Consider the following 18597-nt stretch of genomic DNA (forward strand, 5'->3'; position numbering starts at 1 on the left):
CCGGAGATTCGATCATCGTGAGAGTCGACACGACAACCGTTCGGCTGGTCCTCGCCATCGTGGACGAAGGCAGCATTTCCCGGGCAGCGGACAAGCTGGGGCTCGCGGTGGCGGCCGCGTCTCGCCGCGTGTCCGATCTGGAGCAACAGCTCGGCGCAAAGCTGTTTCGCCGTGTGCCGCACGGCGTCGAAGTCACCGAGTCCGGCGACAAGCTGCTGCGCTACATCCGCCAGATCGACACGCTCGTCGACCGGCTCGCGGGCGATGCACAGACACTCGCTCACGGACTGGAGGGGCGCATCATCATCGGCGCGCCGAAGGCGGTCGTCATCGAATTTCTGGCGCGCGATATCGCGGGCATCCAGCGCACGTACCCGGGCATCTCGTTGAAAATCGTCGAAGAGAACAGCAAGATCGTCCAGCAGTTGCTACGCGACAAGGTGATCGACATCGGCATCTACGAGAAAAAGAGCGGCTTTCTGGACCTGCCGCAACGGCCGTATCGGGAAGACCGTCTGGTGCTCGTCTACAGCCGGCCGCATTTCCAGTTTCCGGATACGCCCATCGCCATCGACGATCTGTTCGACATTCCCCTCGTCAGTCTCGGCAAAGGCTCGGCGATTCTTTCCGCGGTGCAGCGCGCGTATCGCAGCCGCGGCCGCCACTTCACCAACGATTATTCCGTCAACGGCTTCGATACGATGCTCGCATTCGTGCGGCACGGTCTCGGCGTCGGCCTGATGCCGCCCGACGTGCTGGAAAGCTTCCATCCCGAGGACACGCTCGCCTGCGCCGAACTGCAAGGCGACTGGCATCAGCGCAGCTATGTGCTGTCATGCGCCGAGGGGCACGCGCAGGCGCAGACGCTGGAGAACGTAGTCAACGCGCTGGTCGGGTCACAACGGGACACACCGCGCTGAAATCTCCCACGGCCTTTCGCGATTCGCGAAACCAGCCATGATTCTTAGATGCTTGCCGCCGTCTCCTAACTGAGTGACAGTTGTAAAAACAACGAGCACCTGGAGACAACACGACGGCCGGCGCACTTCGGCTCATAGCACCGAAGCATCCAGGCGGCCATCACGCACCGCGCCGCGCACACGCGCCCCGACATTTCCGCAGCCCGCTCTTGCCGCTGCGGATGCATTCCCATCGATTGCCGCCCCGCACTTCACGCACGGCGATCGTTCGCACAACCTTTCAGGAGACTTTACATGGCGCAAACCGATCAATCCTCGCGACCGGCGCGATCCGCACAAACGCGAGCGTTGCCGTTGCAGGGCATCCGCGTGCTGGACGTCAGCCAGGTGATGGCGGGACCGTTTGCCTGCATGCTGCTCGCCGATCTCGGCGCCGACGTGATCAAGGTCGAGCCGCTCGAAGGCGATCAGACGCGCGGCGCAATGGGCTTCAAGATGAAGGGGCCCGACAGCATGGGCTTTCTGAATATGAACCGCAACAAGCGTTCGCTCGCGCTGGATCTGAAGAGCGACGAAGGTCGCGAGTTCTTCTACAAGCTCGCGAAAACGGCCGACGTTATCGTCGAAAACTACCGGCCCGGCGTCGTGCAGCGCCTGCGGATCGACTACGAGTCGATTCGCGCGATCAATCCGAAGATCGTGTACGCAAGCATTTCCGGCTTCGGTCAGAGCGGGCCGTGGGCATCGCGCCCCGGCTTCGATCTGATGGCGCAGGCGATGTCGGGCGTGATGAGCGTGACGGGCTACAGGGGCGGCAAGCCCGTGAAGGCGGGCGTGCCCGTCGCCGATATCGGCTGCGCGCTCTTTGCCGTCTATGGCGTGCTGTCGGCGTATATCGGCGCGCAAGCGACGGGCGAGGGACAGCACATCGACGCATCGCTGTTCGACTCGGCGATGGCGTTCTCGATCTGGGACATGTCGGACTTCTGGGGCACAGGCGTGCCGCCGACGCCGCTCGGTACGAGCAACAAGATGAGCGCGCCCTATCAGGCCGTGAAGGCGCGCGACGGCTACTTCGTGATGGGCGCGACCAACCAGAAGCTGTGGACGAAGCTGTGCGAACTGCTCGAGCGTCCCGACCTGCTCAGGCATCCCGACTACGAAACCGTATCGCTGCGCCTCAAGAACCGCGAAGCGCTGATCGAAACGCTCGAGCAGTCGTTCGCGCGACGCGACTGCGAGGACTGGATCGACACGATGCTTGCGGCCGGCATTCCGGCGGGCCCGATCCTCTCCTATCCCGAGGCGTTCGGCAGCGAGCACGCGCAGCATCGCGGCATGTGCATGGAGATCGATCACCCGATCGAAGGCAAGGTGAAGAACATCGGCTTCCCCGTCAAGCTGCTGGGCACGCCGCAGCGCGTGCGGCGCCACCCGCCGCTGCTCGGCGAGCACAACGACGAACTCTTCGCCGAAATCAATGGGACACAGCCATGAGCGACCAGGTCAGGTTGAGCATGCCCGACGCGGGCACGGCCGAGATTCTGATCGATCGTCCCGAGCGGCACAACGCGATGACGATCCCGATGTACGAAGCGTTGCTCGCGCTGATCGACCAATGCGAGCGCGACGAGGCCGTGCGCTGCATCCTGATCCGCGGCGCGGGCGGCAAGTCGTTCGTATCCGGCACCGACATCGGCTATTTCAACGACTTCCGCGACGGACGTCAGGGCGTCGCCTACGAGGCCCTCGTCGAACGCGTGATCGATGCCGTCGAACGCATCCGCGTGCCGACGGTCGCCGTCATCGACGGCTGGGCCGTGGGCGGCGGGCTCGCGCTCGCGACCGCGTGCGATTTCCGCGTGTGCAGCGATGCGTCGAAGTTCGGCGCGCCGATTGCGAAGACGCTGTCGAACACGCTGTCGTCGCGCAATATCGCGCGGCTTCATGCGGCGTTCGGCGTGCCGCGCGTCAAGAAGATGCTGATGCTCGCGGATTATCTGGGCGCCGACGAAGCGCTCGCATGCGGCTACATCTACGAAGTCTGCGCAAAGGACGCGCTGGACGCAGCAGCGCGCGCGCTCGCGCAACGCCTGAGCGCGCTGTCGCAAGTGACACAGCATGCCGTCAAGGAAAGCTTGCGGCGCATCGTCGTCGAACAGCGCCTCGACGACGAAGACCTGATCGAGACCGTCTACGGCAGCAGCGCGTTTCGCGATGCCGTCGCCGCGTTCACGGCCGGTTCGTCGAAGCGCTAGCAGAAGAACCCATAAGAGGAGGAGACATGAAACGAATGCTGCCGAAGGCCACTACCGTGGTTCTGGCGATGCTGTGCCTGATGTACTTCATCACCTACGTGGATCGCGTCAACATCAGCACGGCTGCGGGTCAGTTCAAGAGCGAACTCGGGCTCACGAACACGCAACTGGGGCTGATCTTTTCCGCGTTTGCCTATCCGTATGTGATCTTCCAGTTCATCGGCGGATGGGTCAGCGACCGCTTCGGCGCGCGCCGCACGCTGATCGCGTGCGCTGCCGTCTGGGCCGTCGCGACTGCCCTCACGGGCCTCGCGGGCGGATTCGTCTCGCTGATCGCCGCGCGCCTGTTGCTCGGCCTCGGCGAAGGCGCGACCTTTCCCGCGTCGACGAGCGCAATGGCTGCATGGGTGACGAAAGACAAGCGCGGCATGGCGCAGGGCATTACGCATTCGTGCGCGCGACTCGGCAATGCCATCGCGCCGATGCTGGTGCTCGCGCTGATGACGGCGTTCGACTGGCGCTTCTCGTTCTATCTGCTCGGCGCGCTCAGCGCGGGATGGCTCGTGCTATGGCTTTTCACGTACACGGAGCGGCCCGCCGATCATCCGCGCATCACGCGCGACGAACTGAACATACTGCCGCCGCCGAAGACGACACATCCCGCCGATGCGCGCGGCACGTGGATGCGGCTCTACCGCCGCATGGCGCCCGTGTCCGCCGTCTACTTCTGCTACAACTGGATTCTGTGGCTGATGCTCGACTGGATGCCGCTCTACTTCATGCACAGCTTCCATCTGAACATCAAGAAGGCCGTAGTGTTCACGTCGGGCGTGTTCATTGCCGGCGTGGTCGGCGATCTGGCGGGTGGTCTCATCAGCGACCGGCTGTTGCGCAAGACGGGCAACGTCAAGCTCGCGCGCAGCTATTTCGTCGCGTTCTGTATGGCGCTGACGGGTCTGTCGCTGGTGCCCGTCGTGCTGCTGCATGATCCCGTGTACTCGCTCGTGTTTCTCGGCGCCGCGATGTTCTTCAACGAAATGAACATCGGTCCGATGTGGGCGATCCCGATGGACATCGCCTACGATCGCGCGGGCACGGCGAGCGGGATCATGAGCGGCAACGGCTTCATCGCGGCGATCGTGAGCCCGGTGGTCGCAGGCTATGTCGTCGATCACATCGGCAACTGGAACGTGACCTTCATGCTGTCGATCGGGATCATGATCTGCGGAATCCTGTTGAGCTTCGCGATGAAGCCCGACGTCGCCTTTGCCGAAAGCGCGCAAGCCGGCAAGCCGCGCGGCATCGCGGAGCCATCGACTTTCTGAGCGTCGAGGAAAATAACGCACCGTCCGCTACGCAATTGCTGCGAACGCGTGCGGCGAAACGCAAAGTGCGGCGGCGTCAGCGATGATCGTCGCCGTCGGGAGCCGGCAATGCAAAGCCCTTTGCCTGCTCCCGGTCCTGCAGGTTCACTGCGGCAATGACCGTGTTTCGCGGAATCAGGATTTTCAATCCGTCATGTTCCGCTTCGCAGATATCTTCGCTCGCGTCGAAGGTTTCGCAAACCAACTGGCTCCAGTCGTCCCGCTTACCGTGCTCCTTGAACACCTCGGGCGAGACGTCACGCCAGTAGGCGCCATGCAATATGACGAGCCATGCCATCACGACCTCGTGACGTTAAGACGTGTTTTGATGCATCCATTTACCGCACAACGACGCGCGTCATGACGGCGGGATTTGATCGGGCGCTCAACTCTTCCTGGATGTCTTCGCGACAAACGGCGTGGGTGCGTGCTGCACCTTGTCGCTTCCGCATTTGGGACATTTCAGTTGCACCGTTGCATGTTCCGCGACGTGCTCCGCATGTTCGAACGTTTCACCACAACTTTGGCAACGATACTGGTAAGTCGGCATGCTGATCCTCCCGTGCGGATGAATGGGACGCGCGATCAAGCGCATTCGTGCGACGTCGGCTCATCTCATTCTAGTTCGTGCACGGGGCGCGCACCTACCATCGTTTGCGCAATCGGACAAAACTGCAAACGAAATCACGGTGCGGCCATGCCGTCGTAATCGCGGCCCTCGTCGCGTGTGGCCAGCAGTTCGAGCAGCGCCGCAGGATCGGCGGGCTTGACGAGATAGTGGTCGACGCCCGCGTCCATCGCCTGCCGCACGTTCTCTTCCTGGCCATAGCCGCTCAGCGCGATCATCAATGCGCGAGGGCAAGCGCTTCCCTGCCGCAGATATCGCGCAAGCTCGTAGCCCGTCATGTCCGGCAGCCCGATGTCGAGCACGACCACGTCGGGCTTCATGTCCGCGGCGACGCTCAACGCAGATTCGCCGTCCGTCGCGCATCGGACGACGTAGCCGTGTATCGCGAGCAGCGCTTCGAGGCTTTCCGCCGAAGCCACGAGATCGTCCACGACGAGAACGCGCGTCGCCGCCTTGCGGTTCAGATGGACGACGGTTGCGCGCACGGGTGCGATGCGCTCGGCCATCGTGCCGGGCAAGCGGATCGTAAACTCAGAGCCTTTGCCGAGCCCTTCGCTTCTGCACTGGACGGACCCGCCATGCAGTTCCGTCAGATGCCGCACGAGCGTCAGTCCGATGCCGAGTCCCCCTAAAGAACGATGCAGCGACGCATCGGCTTGCGCGAAAAGATCGAACACGTGTGGCAGGAATGCGGCGTCGATGCCCTGTCCGTCATCGGCGACGGTAATCGACGCGATGCCGTCGGCAAAGCGCGTCGACAGCGAGATATGTCCGCCTTGCGGCGTGAACTTCGATGCGTTGTTCAGCAGGTTCGCGACGATCTGCGCGAGCCGCACCACGTCGCCGTCCACGACGGCATCGACGGCCCCTTCGTCGCAGCTCAACGTTTGCGAATGACGGATGAGATGAGGACGGCTCGTCTCCACCGCCCGGCCGATCACGACGGAAAGCGGCACAGGCGCCTTGCGCAGCGTCACCGTGCCTCTCGCAATACGCGACACATCCAGCAGATCTTCGACGATGCGCACCATATGCTCGACCTGCGTGCCGACGATCTCGCTCGCCCAGCGCAGCACTTCCGTATCGCCCTTCTTCGCGCTGCGCATCACGGCGGCCGCATTCGCGATCGGCGCGAGAGGGTTGCGCAGTTCATGCGCGAGCATCGCGAGGAATTCGTTCTTGCGCCTGTCGCCGTCGCGGATCGTCGAAAACAGCAACGCGTTTTCCAGTGCAATGGCTGCACGGCTGACGAACTCCTGAACGAGCGTGGTCCGCTCGGCGGGCATCGGCCCCGTGGCCGAGCAGAGCACGAGCACGCCCTTCTGGCTGCCCGTCAACAGCGGAAATGCGCTCGCACACCGGATGCCTTCGCAAGCGCACGTGTCGCTGAGGCTCTCGGTCACGAACTCGTCGATACCCGGCTCGTTTTCAGGGCTGCTCTCATGCAGCAATCTGTCGACGAAGCGGTTCACGCCGGGAAAGGCCTGCGCGAGCGTGCCGGCCTGGAACGCTGCGAAATCCGGCGCATGCTGATCGTGGCGCCGTGCCGACCTCGCCGTATAGTCCGCCGCGAACTCGCCGATGCCCCTTACAGCGACGAACGCCGTCTCCGCGAGTTCGCCCGATGCAAGCTCCGCGATACGCTGCAACGTCGTATCGATTTCGAGCGAGCGTGTCAGCACGTGGCTCGCGGCCGCCAGAAAATCGGCGCGTTGCCGCGCGCGCTCGGCGGCCGCCCTGCCCGCTTCCGCGCGCACGAATGCCTCGCGTTCTTCAGCGCGCAACAGCAGTTCCTTGTGCATGCGGTGCATTTCGACGAAGACCTTGACCTTTGAGCGCAGGATCTCAGGAACGACGGGTGCGGAAATATAGTCGACGGCGCCCAGCGAATAGGCGCGTTTCATCTCCGACTCGTCGATATACGCGGTCACGAAGATGATCGGCGTGCTGGCCGTGCGCCGATAGGTGCGCAACAGCGACGCCGTTTCGAGACCGTCCATGCCCGGCATGTTCACGTCGAGCAGGACCACCGCGAAGTTCCGTTCGAGCACGGCCTTCAAAGCCTCGCGCCCCGATCCGACCGTAATCACGTTCTCGCCAAGCTCTTCGAGAATCGTGCGCATCACGAGGTGCTGTTGCGGCAAGTCATCCACGACGAGAATGTTGACGGGTTGCCGCGAAGAGGCGACGGCATTGTCCATTGCGCTCTCCTAGCGATGCAGCCACGCATGAAGCACCGCGAGCAGATCTTCGCGGTTGACGGGCTTCGACAGATAATCCCACGCGCCCGCTTCGATGCAGCGTTCGCGGTCGCCCTTCATCGCTTTCGCCGTCACCGCGATGATCGGCAGCGTGCGGCCGACCTCGCGTTTGCGGATCTCTCTCGTCGTCGCAAGACCGTCCATCTCCGGCATCATGATGTCCATCAGAATGATGTCGATCTCGTCGTCCGCTTCGACGAGCCGGATCGCGTCCCTGCCATTGTCGGCCCAGACATGCTGCATGCCGTGATCTTCGAGGACGGTTGCGAGCGCAAAGATGTTGCGCATGTCGTCGTCGACGATCAACGCCTTGCGGCCGGAGAGGTCCGCATTCGCGCCATGCAGACTGTCGATCACATCGCGCGCTTCGTCGTGTAGCCACTTGCGGTCGAAGTGCAGCGATGCGACCGTCGCATCGAGCAGGCGGCTCATGTCCGACACGGCGAGCGGCCGGAACGTCTCGACATCGCGCGCCCACGCGCCCGGCTCTTTTCCATGCGTCAGCACGACGAACGGCAGCGGTGCGAAAAGCCCTCTGTTCGAGAGCGCCGCCTTGATGTCCTCAAGGCTCGGCTCGAACAGTTCCGCCCCGATCGCGACTGCGCCCAGATTCCTGTCTGCGAGCGCCGCCATCAGTTGCTCGCGCGTTGCCGCAAACACAGGCGCAATCTTGTCGCTCGACAACGACGAGGCGAAGCGTTCGCGCTCGGGCGACTCGGGCAGCGCGACGAGCAGCTTGCGCGGCGTCGTGTCGGCGTAGCGGGCCAGCACGCTTAGCGCGTCGTCGAGGATTTCGCGCGCCTGGATCGGCTTCGCGAGAAAGGCGAATGCGCCCGCCTGCAATGCGCGCTCGCGCGACTCGTCCGTCGAGATCACGCAGACGGGCATATGCCGCGTCGCCATATCGTGCTTCAGGCGGCTCAACACACGCCAGCCGTCCATATCCGGCAGGAACAGATCGAGCGTGATGACGTCGGGCTTGTACTGGTCGGCGAGCGTCAACGCGGGCGCGCCAAGCGGCGTGACAAGTCCCTTGAAGCCCCGCTCGCGCGCCGCGTCCAGCAGGAAATGCGCGAACGCCAGATCGTTTTCGACGATCAGCAGCACGCGGTCTCCGGGCATGATGTTGAAGCGGTCGTCTTCGGCCGTGCCCGCGAGATCGCGCGTTTCGCTGACGACGGTATCGATGAACTCATGCGCTGCAAGCGCGCCGGCGTCGCTCGCGGCATCGCTGGCATCGTCGCCGGAAACAGAGACGGTCTTTCTCGCGACGCGGCCCATCTCGCCCGACAACGGCAAATAGAGTGTGAAAGTACTGCCCTTGTTCGGCGAGCTGACGAGCCGTATTTCTCCGCCAAGCAGTTTCGACAATTCGCGGCTGATCGCAAGGCCAAGACCCGTGCCGCCGTATTTCCGGCTCGTGCTGCCGTCGGCCTGCTGGAAGGCCTCGAAGATGATCTGCTGCTTGTCCGCCGAAATGCCGATGCCAGTGTCGGACACCGAGAACGCAATGACCTCTTTCGAGCGATTGAGCCCTTCGTTGTCCGCGTTCCATCCGCCGAATACTTCCTCGATTGACAGCGTGACGTGACCGCGATGCGTGAACTTGAATGCGTTCGACAACAGGTTCTTGAGAATCTGCTGCAGGCGCTTGATGTCGGTGCGGATCGACGCAGGCAGACGCGTGCCGAGATGGATGACAAAGTCCACGTTGCGCGCTTCGGCGACGTGGCGGAACGTGCGCTCGACATACGACATGAGATCGGCGAGGCGATGTTCGGCAAAGTCCATCACCACCGTGCCCGATTCGATCTTCGACAGGTCGAGAATGTCGTTGATCAACATGAGCAGCTCGTTGCCCGACGAGTGTATCGTTCTCGAGAACTCGATCTCTTTCGTCGACAGATTGCCTTCGGGGTTCTTGCACAACTGATCGGAAAGAATGAGCAGGCTGTTGAGCGGCGTGCGCAACTCGTGCGACATGTTCGCCAGGAATTCCGATTTGTACTTCGATGTCAGCGCAAGCTGCTTTGCTTTTTCTTCGAGCGCCTGGCGCGCCTGCTCGACTTCCGTGTTCTTGCGCTCGACTTCCTGATTCTGATGCGCGAGAAGTCGTGCCTTTTCCTGCAGTTCTTCATTGGTCTGCTGCAGTTCTTCCTGACGGCTCTGCAATTCATGCGCAAGCGACTGCGATTGCTTGAGCAGATTTTCCGTTCTCGTGTTGGCTTCGATCGTATTGATGACGATGCCGATGCTCTCCGTCAATTGATCGAGGAACGCGAGGTGAGTGGGATTGAAGCACTCCGACGAAGCGAGTTCGATTACGCCCTTCACCTGCCCTTCGAACACGATGGGAAGCACGAGAACATTGTGCGGCACGATGCTGATCAGCCCGGACGTGATGCGGATGTTGTCGGCGCCCGACGGCTCCAGCAGAATCTTGCGACGCTCGACCGCGCATTGGCCGATGAGTCCTTCGCCGAGTTGTACGCGCTTGCCATGCGATAGATGACCGCTCGACGCATAGCTCGCCATCAGCAGCAACGACGCGGCCTCATCGGACGAATCGAGCACGAAGAACTCGGCTTGCTGAACGCCGACCACGGGCGCAAGTTCGGAAAGAATCAACTGGCCGACGGCGACGAGATCCTTCTGCCCTTGCAGCATGCGGCTGAACTTGGCGAGGTTCGTCTTGAGCCAGTCCTGTTCGGTGTTGACCTGCGTCGTGTCCTTCAGGTTGCGGATCATCTCGTTGATCGTGTCCTTCAGGGCCGCGACCTCGCCGAGCGCCTCGACGGTGATCGACCGCGTGAGGTCGCCCTGCGTGACGGCCGTCGCGACTTCAGCGATGGCCCGCACCTGCGTCGTCAGATTCGCTGCAAGCTGGTTGACGTTTTCCGTCAGCCCCTTCCATGTGCCCGATGCACCCGGCACCTTGGCCTGACCACCGAGCTTGCCCTCGACGCCGACCTCGCGCGCCACGGTCGTCACCTGATCGGCGAACGTCGCGAGCGTATCCGTCATGCTGTTGATCGTGTCAGCGAGTGCCGCGATTTCGCCCTTCGCTTCGACCGTCAGCTTGCGCGCGAGATCGCCGTTCGCGACGGCCGTCACGACCTTCGCGATGCCGCGCACCTGGCTCGTCAGGTTGCCCGCCATGAAGTTCACGTTGTCGGTCAGGTCCTTCCACGTGCCCGCGACGCCCTGCACATAGGCCTGGCCACCGAGTTTGCCTTCCGTGCCAACTTCGCGCGCGACGCGTGTCACTTCCGATGCGAACGAGCGCAACTGATCGACCATCGTGTTGATCGTGTTCTTCAGTTCGAGTATTTCGCCCTTCACGTCGACGGTGATCTTCTTCGACAGGTCGCCTGCTGCAACGGCTTTGGTAACGTCCGCGATATTGCGCACCTGGGCCGTCAGATTGCCCGCCATGAAGTTCACGTTGTCGGTCAGATCCTTCCACGTGCCCGCGACGCCCTGCACGTCGGCCTGCCCGCCGAGCTTGCCTTCCGTGCCGACTTCGCGCGCGACGCGCGTCACTTCCGATGCAAACGAGCCGAGCTGATCGACCATCGTGTTGATCGTGTTCTTCAATTCGAGGATCTCGCCCTTCACGTCGACGGTGATCTTCTTTGACAGGTCGCCCGCTGCAACGGCCTTCGTCACGTCCGCGATATTGCGTACCTGTGCCGTCAGATTGCCCGCCATGAAGTTCACGTTGTCGGTCAGATCCTTCCACGTGCCCGCGACACCCTGCACGTCCGCCTGACCGCCGAGCTTGCCTTCCGTGCCGACTTCACGCGCGACGCGTGTCACTTCCGATGCAAACGAGCGCAACTGATCGACCATCGTGTTGATCGTGTTTTTCAGTTCGAGTATTTCGCCCTTCACATCGACGGTGATCTTCTTCGACAGATCACCCGCCGCGACAGCCGTCGTCACTTCCGCGATATTGCGCACTTGTGCCGTCAGATTGCTGCCCATCGAATTGACCGAGTCAGTCAGGTCTTTCCATGTGCCCGCGACGCCTTGCACGTCCGCCTGCCCGCCGAGCTTGCCTTCCGTGCCCACTTCGCGCGCGACGCGCGTCACTTCCGACGCAAATGAACTGAGCTGGTCCACCATCGTATTGATCGTGTTTTTGAGCTCGAGTATTTCGCCCTTTACATCGACGGTGATCTTCTTCGACAGATCGCCCGCTGCAACGGCCGTCGTCACTTCGGCGATATTGCGGACCTGGGCCGTCAGATTGCTGCCCATCGAATTGACCGAGTCCGTCAGGTCTTTCCATGTACCGGCAACGCCCTGCACCTCCGCCTGGCCGCCGAGCTTGCCTTCCGTGCCCACTTCGCGCGCGACGCGCGTCACTTCCGATGCGAACGAGCGCAACTGATCGACCATCGTGTTGATCGTGTTCTTCAGTCCAAGAATCTCGCCCTTCACGTCGACAGTGATCTTCTTCGACAGGTCGCCGGCCGCGACGGCCGTCGTCACTTCGGCAATATTGCGCACCTGTGCCGTCAGATTGCTGCCCATCGAGTTCACCGAGTCGGTCAGGTCTTTCCAGGTGCCGGCGACGCCTTGCACTTCGGCCTGGCCGCCGAGCTTGCCTTCCGTGCCGACTTCGCGCGCGACACGCGTCACTTCCGACGCAAACGAGCGCAACTGGTCGACCATCGTATTGATCGTGTTCTTAAGCTCAAGTATTTCGCCCTTTACGTCGACGGTGATCTTCTTCGACAGGTCGCCCGTTGCAACCGCAACTGTGACCTCGGCGATGTTGCGCACCTGGCTTGTGAGATTGCCGGCCATGAAGTTCACGTTGTCGGTCAGATCCTTCCACGTGCCCGCGACGCCCTGCACATCCGCCTGGCCGCCGAGCTTGCCCTCCGTGCCGACTTCGCGCGCGACGCGCGTCACTTCCGATGCGAACGAGCGCAACTGATCGACCATCGTGTTGATCGTGTTCTTCAGTTCGAGTATTTCGCCCTTCACGTCGACGGTGATCTTCTTCGACAGATCGCCGGCCGCGACGGCCTTCGTCACCTCCGCGATATTGCGCACCTGGCTCGTGAGATTGCCCGCCATCGAGTTGACCGAATCGGTCAGATCTTTCCACGTGCCCGCGACGCCCTGCACGTCGGCCTGGCCGCCGAGCTTGCCTTCCGTGCCCACTTCGCGCGCGACGCGCGTCACTTCGACGGCAAACGTGCCGAGCTGCTCGACCATCGTGTTGATCGTCTTCGCCGTATGCAGAAACTCGCCCTGCAACGCACGGCCATCGGCTTCGAGCGCCATGCTCTTCGACAGATCGCCCTGCGCGACCGCGCCGATCACCCGCGCAACTTCGCTCGTCGGATGAACGAGGTCGGCGATCAGCGAGTTCACCGCATCGATCGAATCGCCCCAGAAGCCGCGCGCATACGGAAGCGCGGCGCGCTCCTTCAACCGCCCTTCCTTGCCGACCACCCGGCTCAAGCGGCCGAGTTCTTCCGACATGCAGATGCTCTGCTCGACGACGTCGTTGAAGACTTGCGCGACTTTGCCGTGCATGCCCGTCCAGTCCGCCGGCAACGAAACGGCCTCTCCTTTTTGCAAGGCAGCCAGCGCGGCAAGCACTGTTCTTGTGCATTCGTGAGCGGTCGTCACGCTGTCGAAGAGCTGATTCACATGGGACGCGCTATCGAGCCAGACGCCTGCCAGCGCATCGCTACTGACCGCGACTTCCTTCGGCAGAAAGCCGGGACCGGAAAGACGCCTCGACATCTTGCCGATATCCTGCGCGACGCGCCCCGTCTGCGAAGACAACGAATTGAATTCGGACGCAACTTTCCCGGCGTCGCCCTCCCAGTCGTCCGGCAGACGATACGACGTGTCTCCCCGGCGCAGCGCATTGAGCGCAGCAGCGATATGGGCAAGCTGATCATTGGATTGCTGCGGTGACTCGACTGCGAACGTGTCCATGCGTTCCTCACCTGTCACAAATAAGCGGCTTTATTCTCGTTTTGAATTGCGTGCCTTTTACAAACTTCGTCGGTCTATGTCTTTGCTCTATTTCCGGAGTCGGGTCTGCGCGGGCGAACGCCTGCGCCGGGCAGGCTGGATGCCCAGCAAGCAGACGTTACCAGTTATGGGCATGCATCGGGCGGCACGCCGCTATTAAATTTGTCGTGAGCTTGCGGGCTGACATCGACGCACGCAACAAAGAATAGATGAATCCGCCGTGAAATGTTAAAGCCGAATTACAGGCTATGACCCGGCGTAAAGAGAACCGGTACTTGTTTCCGGTCCTGCTTTAATGACGAGTATTTTTTTCTTGAGCATTGCGGTTGCGACTTTTGCTCAAGAATAAAAAAAGCCCGGCTATTGCCGGGCAAGCTAAGCATTCGATTTCATCGCCGCCATACATCGGCGGCGAGTCGTCGGTGTCACTTCATATTATTGGCCGGTGTAACCAACAGGAACCGTGGAATTGTTCTTCGCAACGGTCGCGTTGTTCGACACGATGTACTGCGGCACTTCCGTCAGCGTCAGCGACACCTGGCCATTCGAGTACGGAACGGTCGTGGTATTGCCATAGCCATCGATCTTCGTCACGTTGCCCGACGTACCCGGATTGTCGACTTGCAGCGAATAGCTGGTCGAATACGTCTGGCTGTACGTGCCGTTGCTCGTCGGCCACTGGCTGTTGCTGTGCGCCCATGCAGCCGTCACGACCTTGCCGTCGCCGAGCTGCTGGAAGGCGTACGCGAACGTACCCCCCGGCGTGCCCTTGACGCGACCCAGCGTGTTCGTGCCGTCGAGCACGCGGGTCATCGTTGCGAAGGCCATCGCTTCAGGCTTCGGCGACAGATTCGATGCACCGAATGCGCCCTGCGCGTTGTTCAGGTCGAAGAACGAACCGTAGCCCACTTCGCCCGGATAGTCGGGGCCGAAGAACAGCGTCGTCACTTGCGCGCCGCCGCCCAGCACGATGATGTGTGAGCGAACACCAACGGCAGCATGCGCGAACAACTGGTTCTGCGACGGAGTCGTCGGGCCGTAGTTGATGCCCGGGTCGTAGCTCGTGCCCGCTTCCGTGAAGAACAGCTTCATGTTCGGCTTGCCGGCCTGCATCACCGAGCGCAACTGGATCATCTGGTTGTCGAGCGCGTTGGCCTGGTTCGCCGGATCGGGATCCGAGTCCTGCAGTTCAGGCGGATGCGCCGGATACGTACCCGCATTCCAGTAGCCGTGCGTCGAAACCGCATCGATGTAATTCCACAGTCCGAGCGCGCCGAACTTCTTCAGATAGCCCGTCGTACACGTATCGCAATTGGAGGCGAACGGATTGCCCGTGCCCATCACGATCGCGTTCGGATCGGTCGAGTGGATGCCTTGATAGGCGGCCTTGTACATCGCGACAAAGTTCGCGTCGCTATCGGCCCAGCCGAGGCTCGGCTCCCACGTCACCTGATAGTAGTTGTTCTGCTGCTTCGGATAGTTCGCCGCGCGGATCAGGCTCGTGTCGGTGCCGACCTTCGCCATGAAGCTCTGGAATTCACCCAGGTCCTTCGGCGCGTAGTAGCTGTCGGTGAACTGCCCCGTCTTCGAGTTCCATGCGGGGATACCGTCGAGGCGCACGATGCGCATCTGGTCGGGGTTGTTCTTGTAGAACGGATCGAGGTCGCTCACATTCGGCGTGTACGAGTTCGGACCGTTGGGTTCCATCGCCGACTGCTGACGGTCGTCGATCGTCCACGAGATGCCGAGTGCGTGCAGCGCGGCGATGTTGCCGTTGAAGCCTTGCATGCCGAAGCGGTGCTGATCCTGATGCGCGTAGTTCACGGTGCCGAGGACAGGCGCAAGGTTCGGCAGCACGCCGAATGTCGCGATGCCCGTCGGACGCGTGCCGCTGTGCGGCAGCGTGCCGCCGCTCGCGCGCAGCGTGGCCGTCAGCGCGCCGTAGCCCGACCACGTCGACGTACAGGAGATCGTGTTGGTCTGCACGCCGGCGCTCACGGGGAAGCTACCCTGCGTCTTGATCGCGCCGTTCGAATCGGCAATCGACCACACCACGGTGTCCGCGTTCGGCGCGTTCGTCGTGATCGCGAGCTTGAACGGCGTGTTGTTCTGGAACACGCGCAGGCCGTCGCTGGTCGGCGTATCGGCCGTGATCAGGCCGTTCGCCGTGCCGCCCGCCTGTTGCGTTGCCGTGCCGCACGAGAGCGTCGAGCTGCCGGACGGCGACGGAGCCGGAGCAGGCGTCGGAGCGGGTGCCGGCGTGGGCGTAGGCGTCGGAGTCGGGGTGGGCGTCGGAGTCGGCGCAGGTGCCGGTGCCGGCGTGGGCGAGGGCTTCACCGACGGCGCGGGCGACGGTGCCGGCGCAGGTGCGGGAGCCGGAGCGGGCGCAGGAGCCGGTGCCGGCGACGGGGTGGCCGCGACAGCGCGCACCCAGCACGCCTTGTCATAGCCGACTGCAGGGTCCGTCTGCGAAACCGCGCCGACGTAGCAGCCGACGCCGTTGCTAAAAGTACGCGGAGCCGTCAGCATTGCCGATGGCGCGTCCGGAGGCACGGCCCCGAACACGACCGCGCCCGTTCCGAGGAACGAGCAGTTGGCGTTTTCCGCTCCGCACAGCGTGTATTGCTGGCCTGCGACGGTGATCGTCTTGGTCTGCGCCTGCACGTGTTCCGCACCGAACGATGCCAACACGGTTGCCGACGCAACCCCCAGTAGTTTCCAATATCTCATCATTGTCCGTATGTTTCGCTGAAAAGCAGTTGTCCCCGAAGGCAAGCAAGACCGATCGGAGTCGTCCCGCCTTGGCGTTATCGAATAGAAGGAGAAGTGAAACGGAGAACGCACGGCCTGCGTTCATTGCCTGAGCCGCTTGTGCCTGTATCGGTTGCGTCTTCATGCATTTGCCCGAACATGCACCGCATACAAACCCGCAAACTTGCACCCGTTACAGCTTTGTTGCGCACTTCGTTACTGCGAAGTTCACGGAGTCCGTCGTCCGCTCTATGACAGAAAAATATCCAGCGTTGCCGTTTTTCAGCAAATTTAGGATCACTGATTGCCAGGCGAAGTACTTCGCGTTTCTTTTGGCAAAGCAATGCCATCGCGGAACCTCCTCGGTTCAACGGCACTCGACACAATCCTGCGATTGAACAGCCAGAATCCATGCGTCGGCTTCTCGCGAACGAGAACCGGGCAGGAATTGACAACCGGACTTCAGGAACTTCAGGAACCGCCTCTTCGCCGATGCTATGGCGAAGTGATGCATGGCTAGGCGCCACACCCTCTCCAGAAATTATTACCCTGTGGATGGCGGCTTAATGCTTGATCCGGTATTAATTACGGAAGATTTTTTGGGCAGACGAATTATAAACGTTTCATCCTTGAAACGTGAACCGCGAAAATGCAGAAAAGGACTAATCTCAATAACGGGGGGGAAAATCGGCCCGGTATTTTCTTGATCGGCTGGTGTCGGGGGCGATCTGCCTACGAAGGCCCGATAAAAGGTATATCTATGATCGTTCTGGATATTTTTTCGCAGTCGAACTTTTTATAATATTAATACGAATCGCAGATACGGGCCTTTCTGATCGTAATTATTTAATAAATCTGGCAAATGCTGGTGAAATGCCCGGCATTATTTTACCTCAATCATTTACGTAAATAGGCTGGAATTGGCATTAGCGCATTTCATTCGTCTGGCGCCCTCGCTCAATTCCGTCACGATAAACATGGTCTTCACACGCTTCGCATTCCAAACTAACTGATTCGGCCCGCTGTCACGAACCGCTGTTCCAGTGCCCGATGGATCTGAGTATCGAATGTCCGCGTGCAGTTAGATGCACATGCGCATGCCCCGATGCAAGTTTTTCCAGCGAAACCAGTTGGCGCTCGCACAATGCGTGCAGATCGTCACGGTCCAGGTCGTCCGGATATCGCGCCGTGCCGATGAGCATGAGCGCGGCGATCTCGTGTGGACTGAGCATGATTGCCTCCATCGGCGTGACGTCTACGTAGCGCCTGCACCTCGTGTGTGAGGCGGACCGTGCTTCAAGAATAGAAGTTCACAGCAGGTTGTCGACGCGCACTTTGTCGCACGCAAAGCTCTTCGTATTCCCTGTAATACCTGCGCTCCCATTGCTGGCATACACTGTCATATTCCCGCCCGCACACAACGCGTCGCCCCTCCCATTTACTCAGTCATGCCTCACCAACAACGCCGTCGTTTCATTATCGCGGGTGCACTTGCCGCCACGGGTATCGCCGTTCTCAATCCATCGAAAGCCGCGAGCCGCAACGGCACGATCGCCCTCGCGCTGAAGTCGATTGCCGATCCGTTCACGTCGTCGATGATCGACGCGGCCCGCGCATTCCAGAAGCACTCCCCTTTTCCATTCGATCTCGTCGTGCAGGGCACTTCGACGGAGACCGATGTCGAAGGCCAGATACGTATCGTGCAGAACCTGATCGCGCAACGCGTCGGCGCCATCGTGCTGGCGCCGACCCATTCGAAAGCGCTGATCCCCGTTGTGAACGAGAGCATCAGGAGCGGCATCATCACGCTGACCATCGACAACCCTCTCGATCCGGAGTCATCGAACGTCGATGGCACGCGCATTCCTTTCGTCGGACCCGACAACCTTCGCGGCGCTAAACTGATCGGCAACTATCTCGCTCAAAGGCTGCATGGCGGCGACCATGTCGGGATTGTCGAAGGCGTGCCGTCGGACCGCAACGCACAGCAGCGCACGACGGGATTCTCGGACGAGATGAAGGCTGCGCATGTCGACATCGTTGCTGTCGAAGCGGGCGACTGGGAACACGCGAAAGGCAAGCGAGCCGCTGCCGCGATACTTGCGCGCAAGCCCGAAATACGCGCGCTGCTATGCGGCAACGACAATATGGCGATGGGTGCCGTCGACGCGGTTCGCGACGCGCGCAAGACAGGCAGCGTGTTGATCACCGGCTACAACAACAGCGACGCGATCAAGCCACTGTTGAAGAACGGCAGCGTGCTGGCGACCGTCGATCAGTTCGCCGCAAAGCAGGCTGTGTATGGCATCGACGTCGCGTTGCAGGCTTTGCTGCAACAGCGCAGACAGGAGGACCTGTCCGCATACATAGAAACGCCCGTGGCGCTGGTTACGCGCGCCAACGCCTGAA

11 protein-coding genes are annotated in these 18597 nt (G+C 61.5%); 5 read left to right on the forward strand and 6 right to left on the reverse strand.

Annotated elements, in window-relative coordinates; all coding sequences use genetic code 11:
- Positions 1 to 17 precede the first annotated feature (17 nt).
- The 4 genes from AABE10_RS16400 to AABE10_RS16415 all read left to right on the forward strand — a co-directional run bounded on the left by AABE10_RS16400 (position 18) and on the right by AABE10_RS16415 (position 4503).
- Entirely contained in the window at positions 18 to 920 is a 903-nt protein-coding gene (locus AABE10_RS16400; protein WP_342934314.1) for a LysR family transcriptional regulator, read from the forward strand.
- Between the two features lie 294 nt (positions 921 to 1214).
- Positions 1215 to 2417: a CoA transferase gene (locus tag AABE10_RS16405; protein ID WP_342934315.1), complete on the forward strand. Its 1203-nt coding sequence runs from the start codon at positions 1215 to 1217 to the stop codon at positions 2415 to 2417.
- Entirely contained in the window at positions 2414 to 3178 is a 765-nt protein-coding gene (locus AABE10_RS16410; RefSeq protein WP_342934316.1) for an enoyl-CoA hydratase, read from the forward strand. The genes AABE10_RS16405 and AABE10_RS16410 overlap by 4 nt, the downstream gene beginning before the upstream one ends.
- Positions 3179 to 3204: 26 nt before the next feature.
- Positions 3205 to 4503, forward strand: a complete 1299-nt coding sequence (locus AABE10_RS16415) for an MFS transporter (protein ID WP_342934317.1) — start codon at positions 3205 to 3207, stop codon at positions 4501 to 4503.
- 76 nt (positions 4504 to 4579) lie between these two features.
- On the opposite strand, the gene AABE10_RS16420 is transcribed toward AABE10_RS16415, so the two are convergent.
- From AABE10_RS16420 to AABE10_RS16445, 6 genes are all read right to left on the reverse strand, one after another.
- Entirely contained in the window at positions 4580 to 4840 is a 261-nt protein-coding gene (locus tag AABE10_RS16420) for a hypothetical protein (protein WP_342934318.1), read from the reverse strand.
- 87 nt (positions 4841 to 4927) lie between these two features.
- Positions 4928 to 5092 (reverse strand): FmdB family zinc ribbon protein, encoded by a 165-nt coding sequence (locus AABE10_RS16425; RefSeq protein ID WP_152761854.1) that lies wholly within the window; start codon positions 5090 to 5092, stop codon positions 4928 to 4930.
- A 134-nt stretch (positions 5093 to 5226) separates the two neighbouring features.
- The gene (locus AABE10_RS16430; RefSeq protein WP_342934319.1) at positions 5227 to 7371 is read right to left on the reverse strand and encodes a response regulator; all 2145 of its coding nucleotides are present in this window, start codon (positions 7369 to 7371) and stop codon (positions 5227 to 5229) included.
- A 9-nt stretch (positions 7372 to 7380) separates the two neighbouring features.
- On the reverse strand, positions 7381 to 13398 hold the full coding sequence (locus AABE10_RS16435) for a hybrid sensor histidine kinase/response regulator (RefSeq protein WP_342934320.1): 6018 nt from the start codon (positions 13396 to 13398) through the stop codon (positions 7381 to 7383).
- A 474-nt stretch (positions 13399 to 13872) separates the two neighbouring features.
- Complete coding sequence (locus AABE10_RS16440) at positions 13873 to 16170, reverse strand: hypothetical protein (protein ID WP_342934321.1); 2298 nt, start codon at positions 16168 to 16170, stop codon at positions 13873 to 13875.
- A gap of 1043 nt (positions 16171 to 17213) precedes the next feature.
- Positions 17214 to 17420 (reverse strand): hypothetical protein, encoded by a 207-nt coding sequence (locus AABE10_RS16445; protein WP_342934322.1) that lies wholly within the window; start codon positions 17418 to 17420, stop codon positions 17214 to 17216.
- Positions 17421 to 17636: 216 nt separating this feature from the next.
- Between AABE10_RS16445 and AABE10_RS16450 the strand changes: the two genes are divergently transcribed.
- Positions 17637 to 18596, forward strand: coding sequence for a substrate-binding domain-containing protein (locus AABE10_RS16450; protein ID WP_342934323.1), 960 nt, complete (start codon positions 17637 to 17639; stop codon positions 18594 to 18596).
- Position 18597: the final 1 nt, after the last annotated feature.

It is taken from the genome of Paraburkholderia diazotrophica, assembly GCF_038900755.1.
GTDB classification, from domain to species: domain Bacteria; phylum Pseudomonadota; class Gammaproteobacteria; order Burkholderiales; family Burkholderiaceae; genus Paraburkholderia; species Paraburkholderia diazotrophica_A.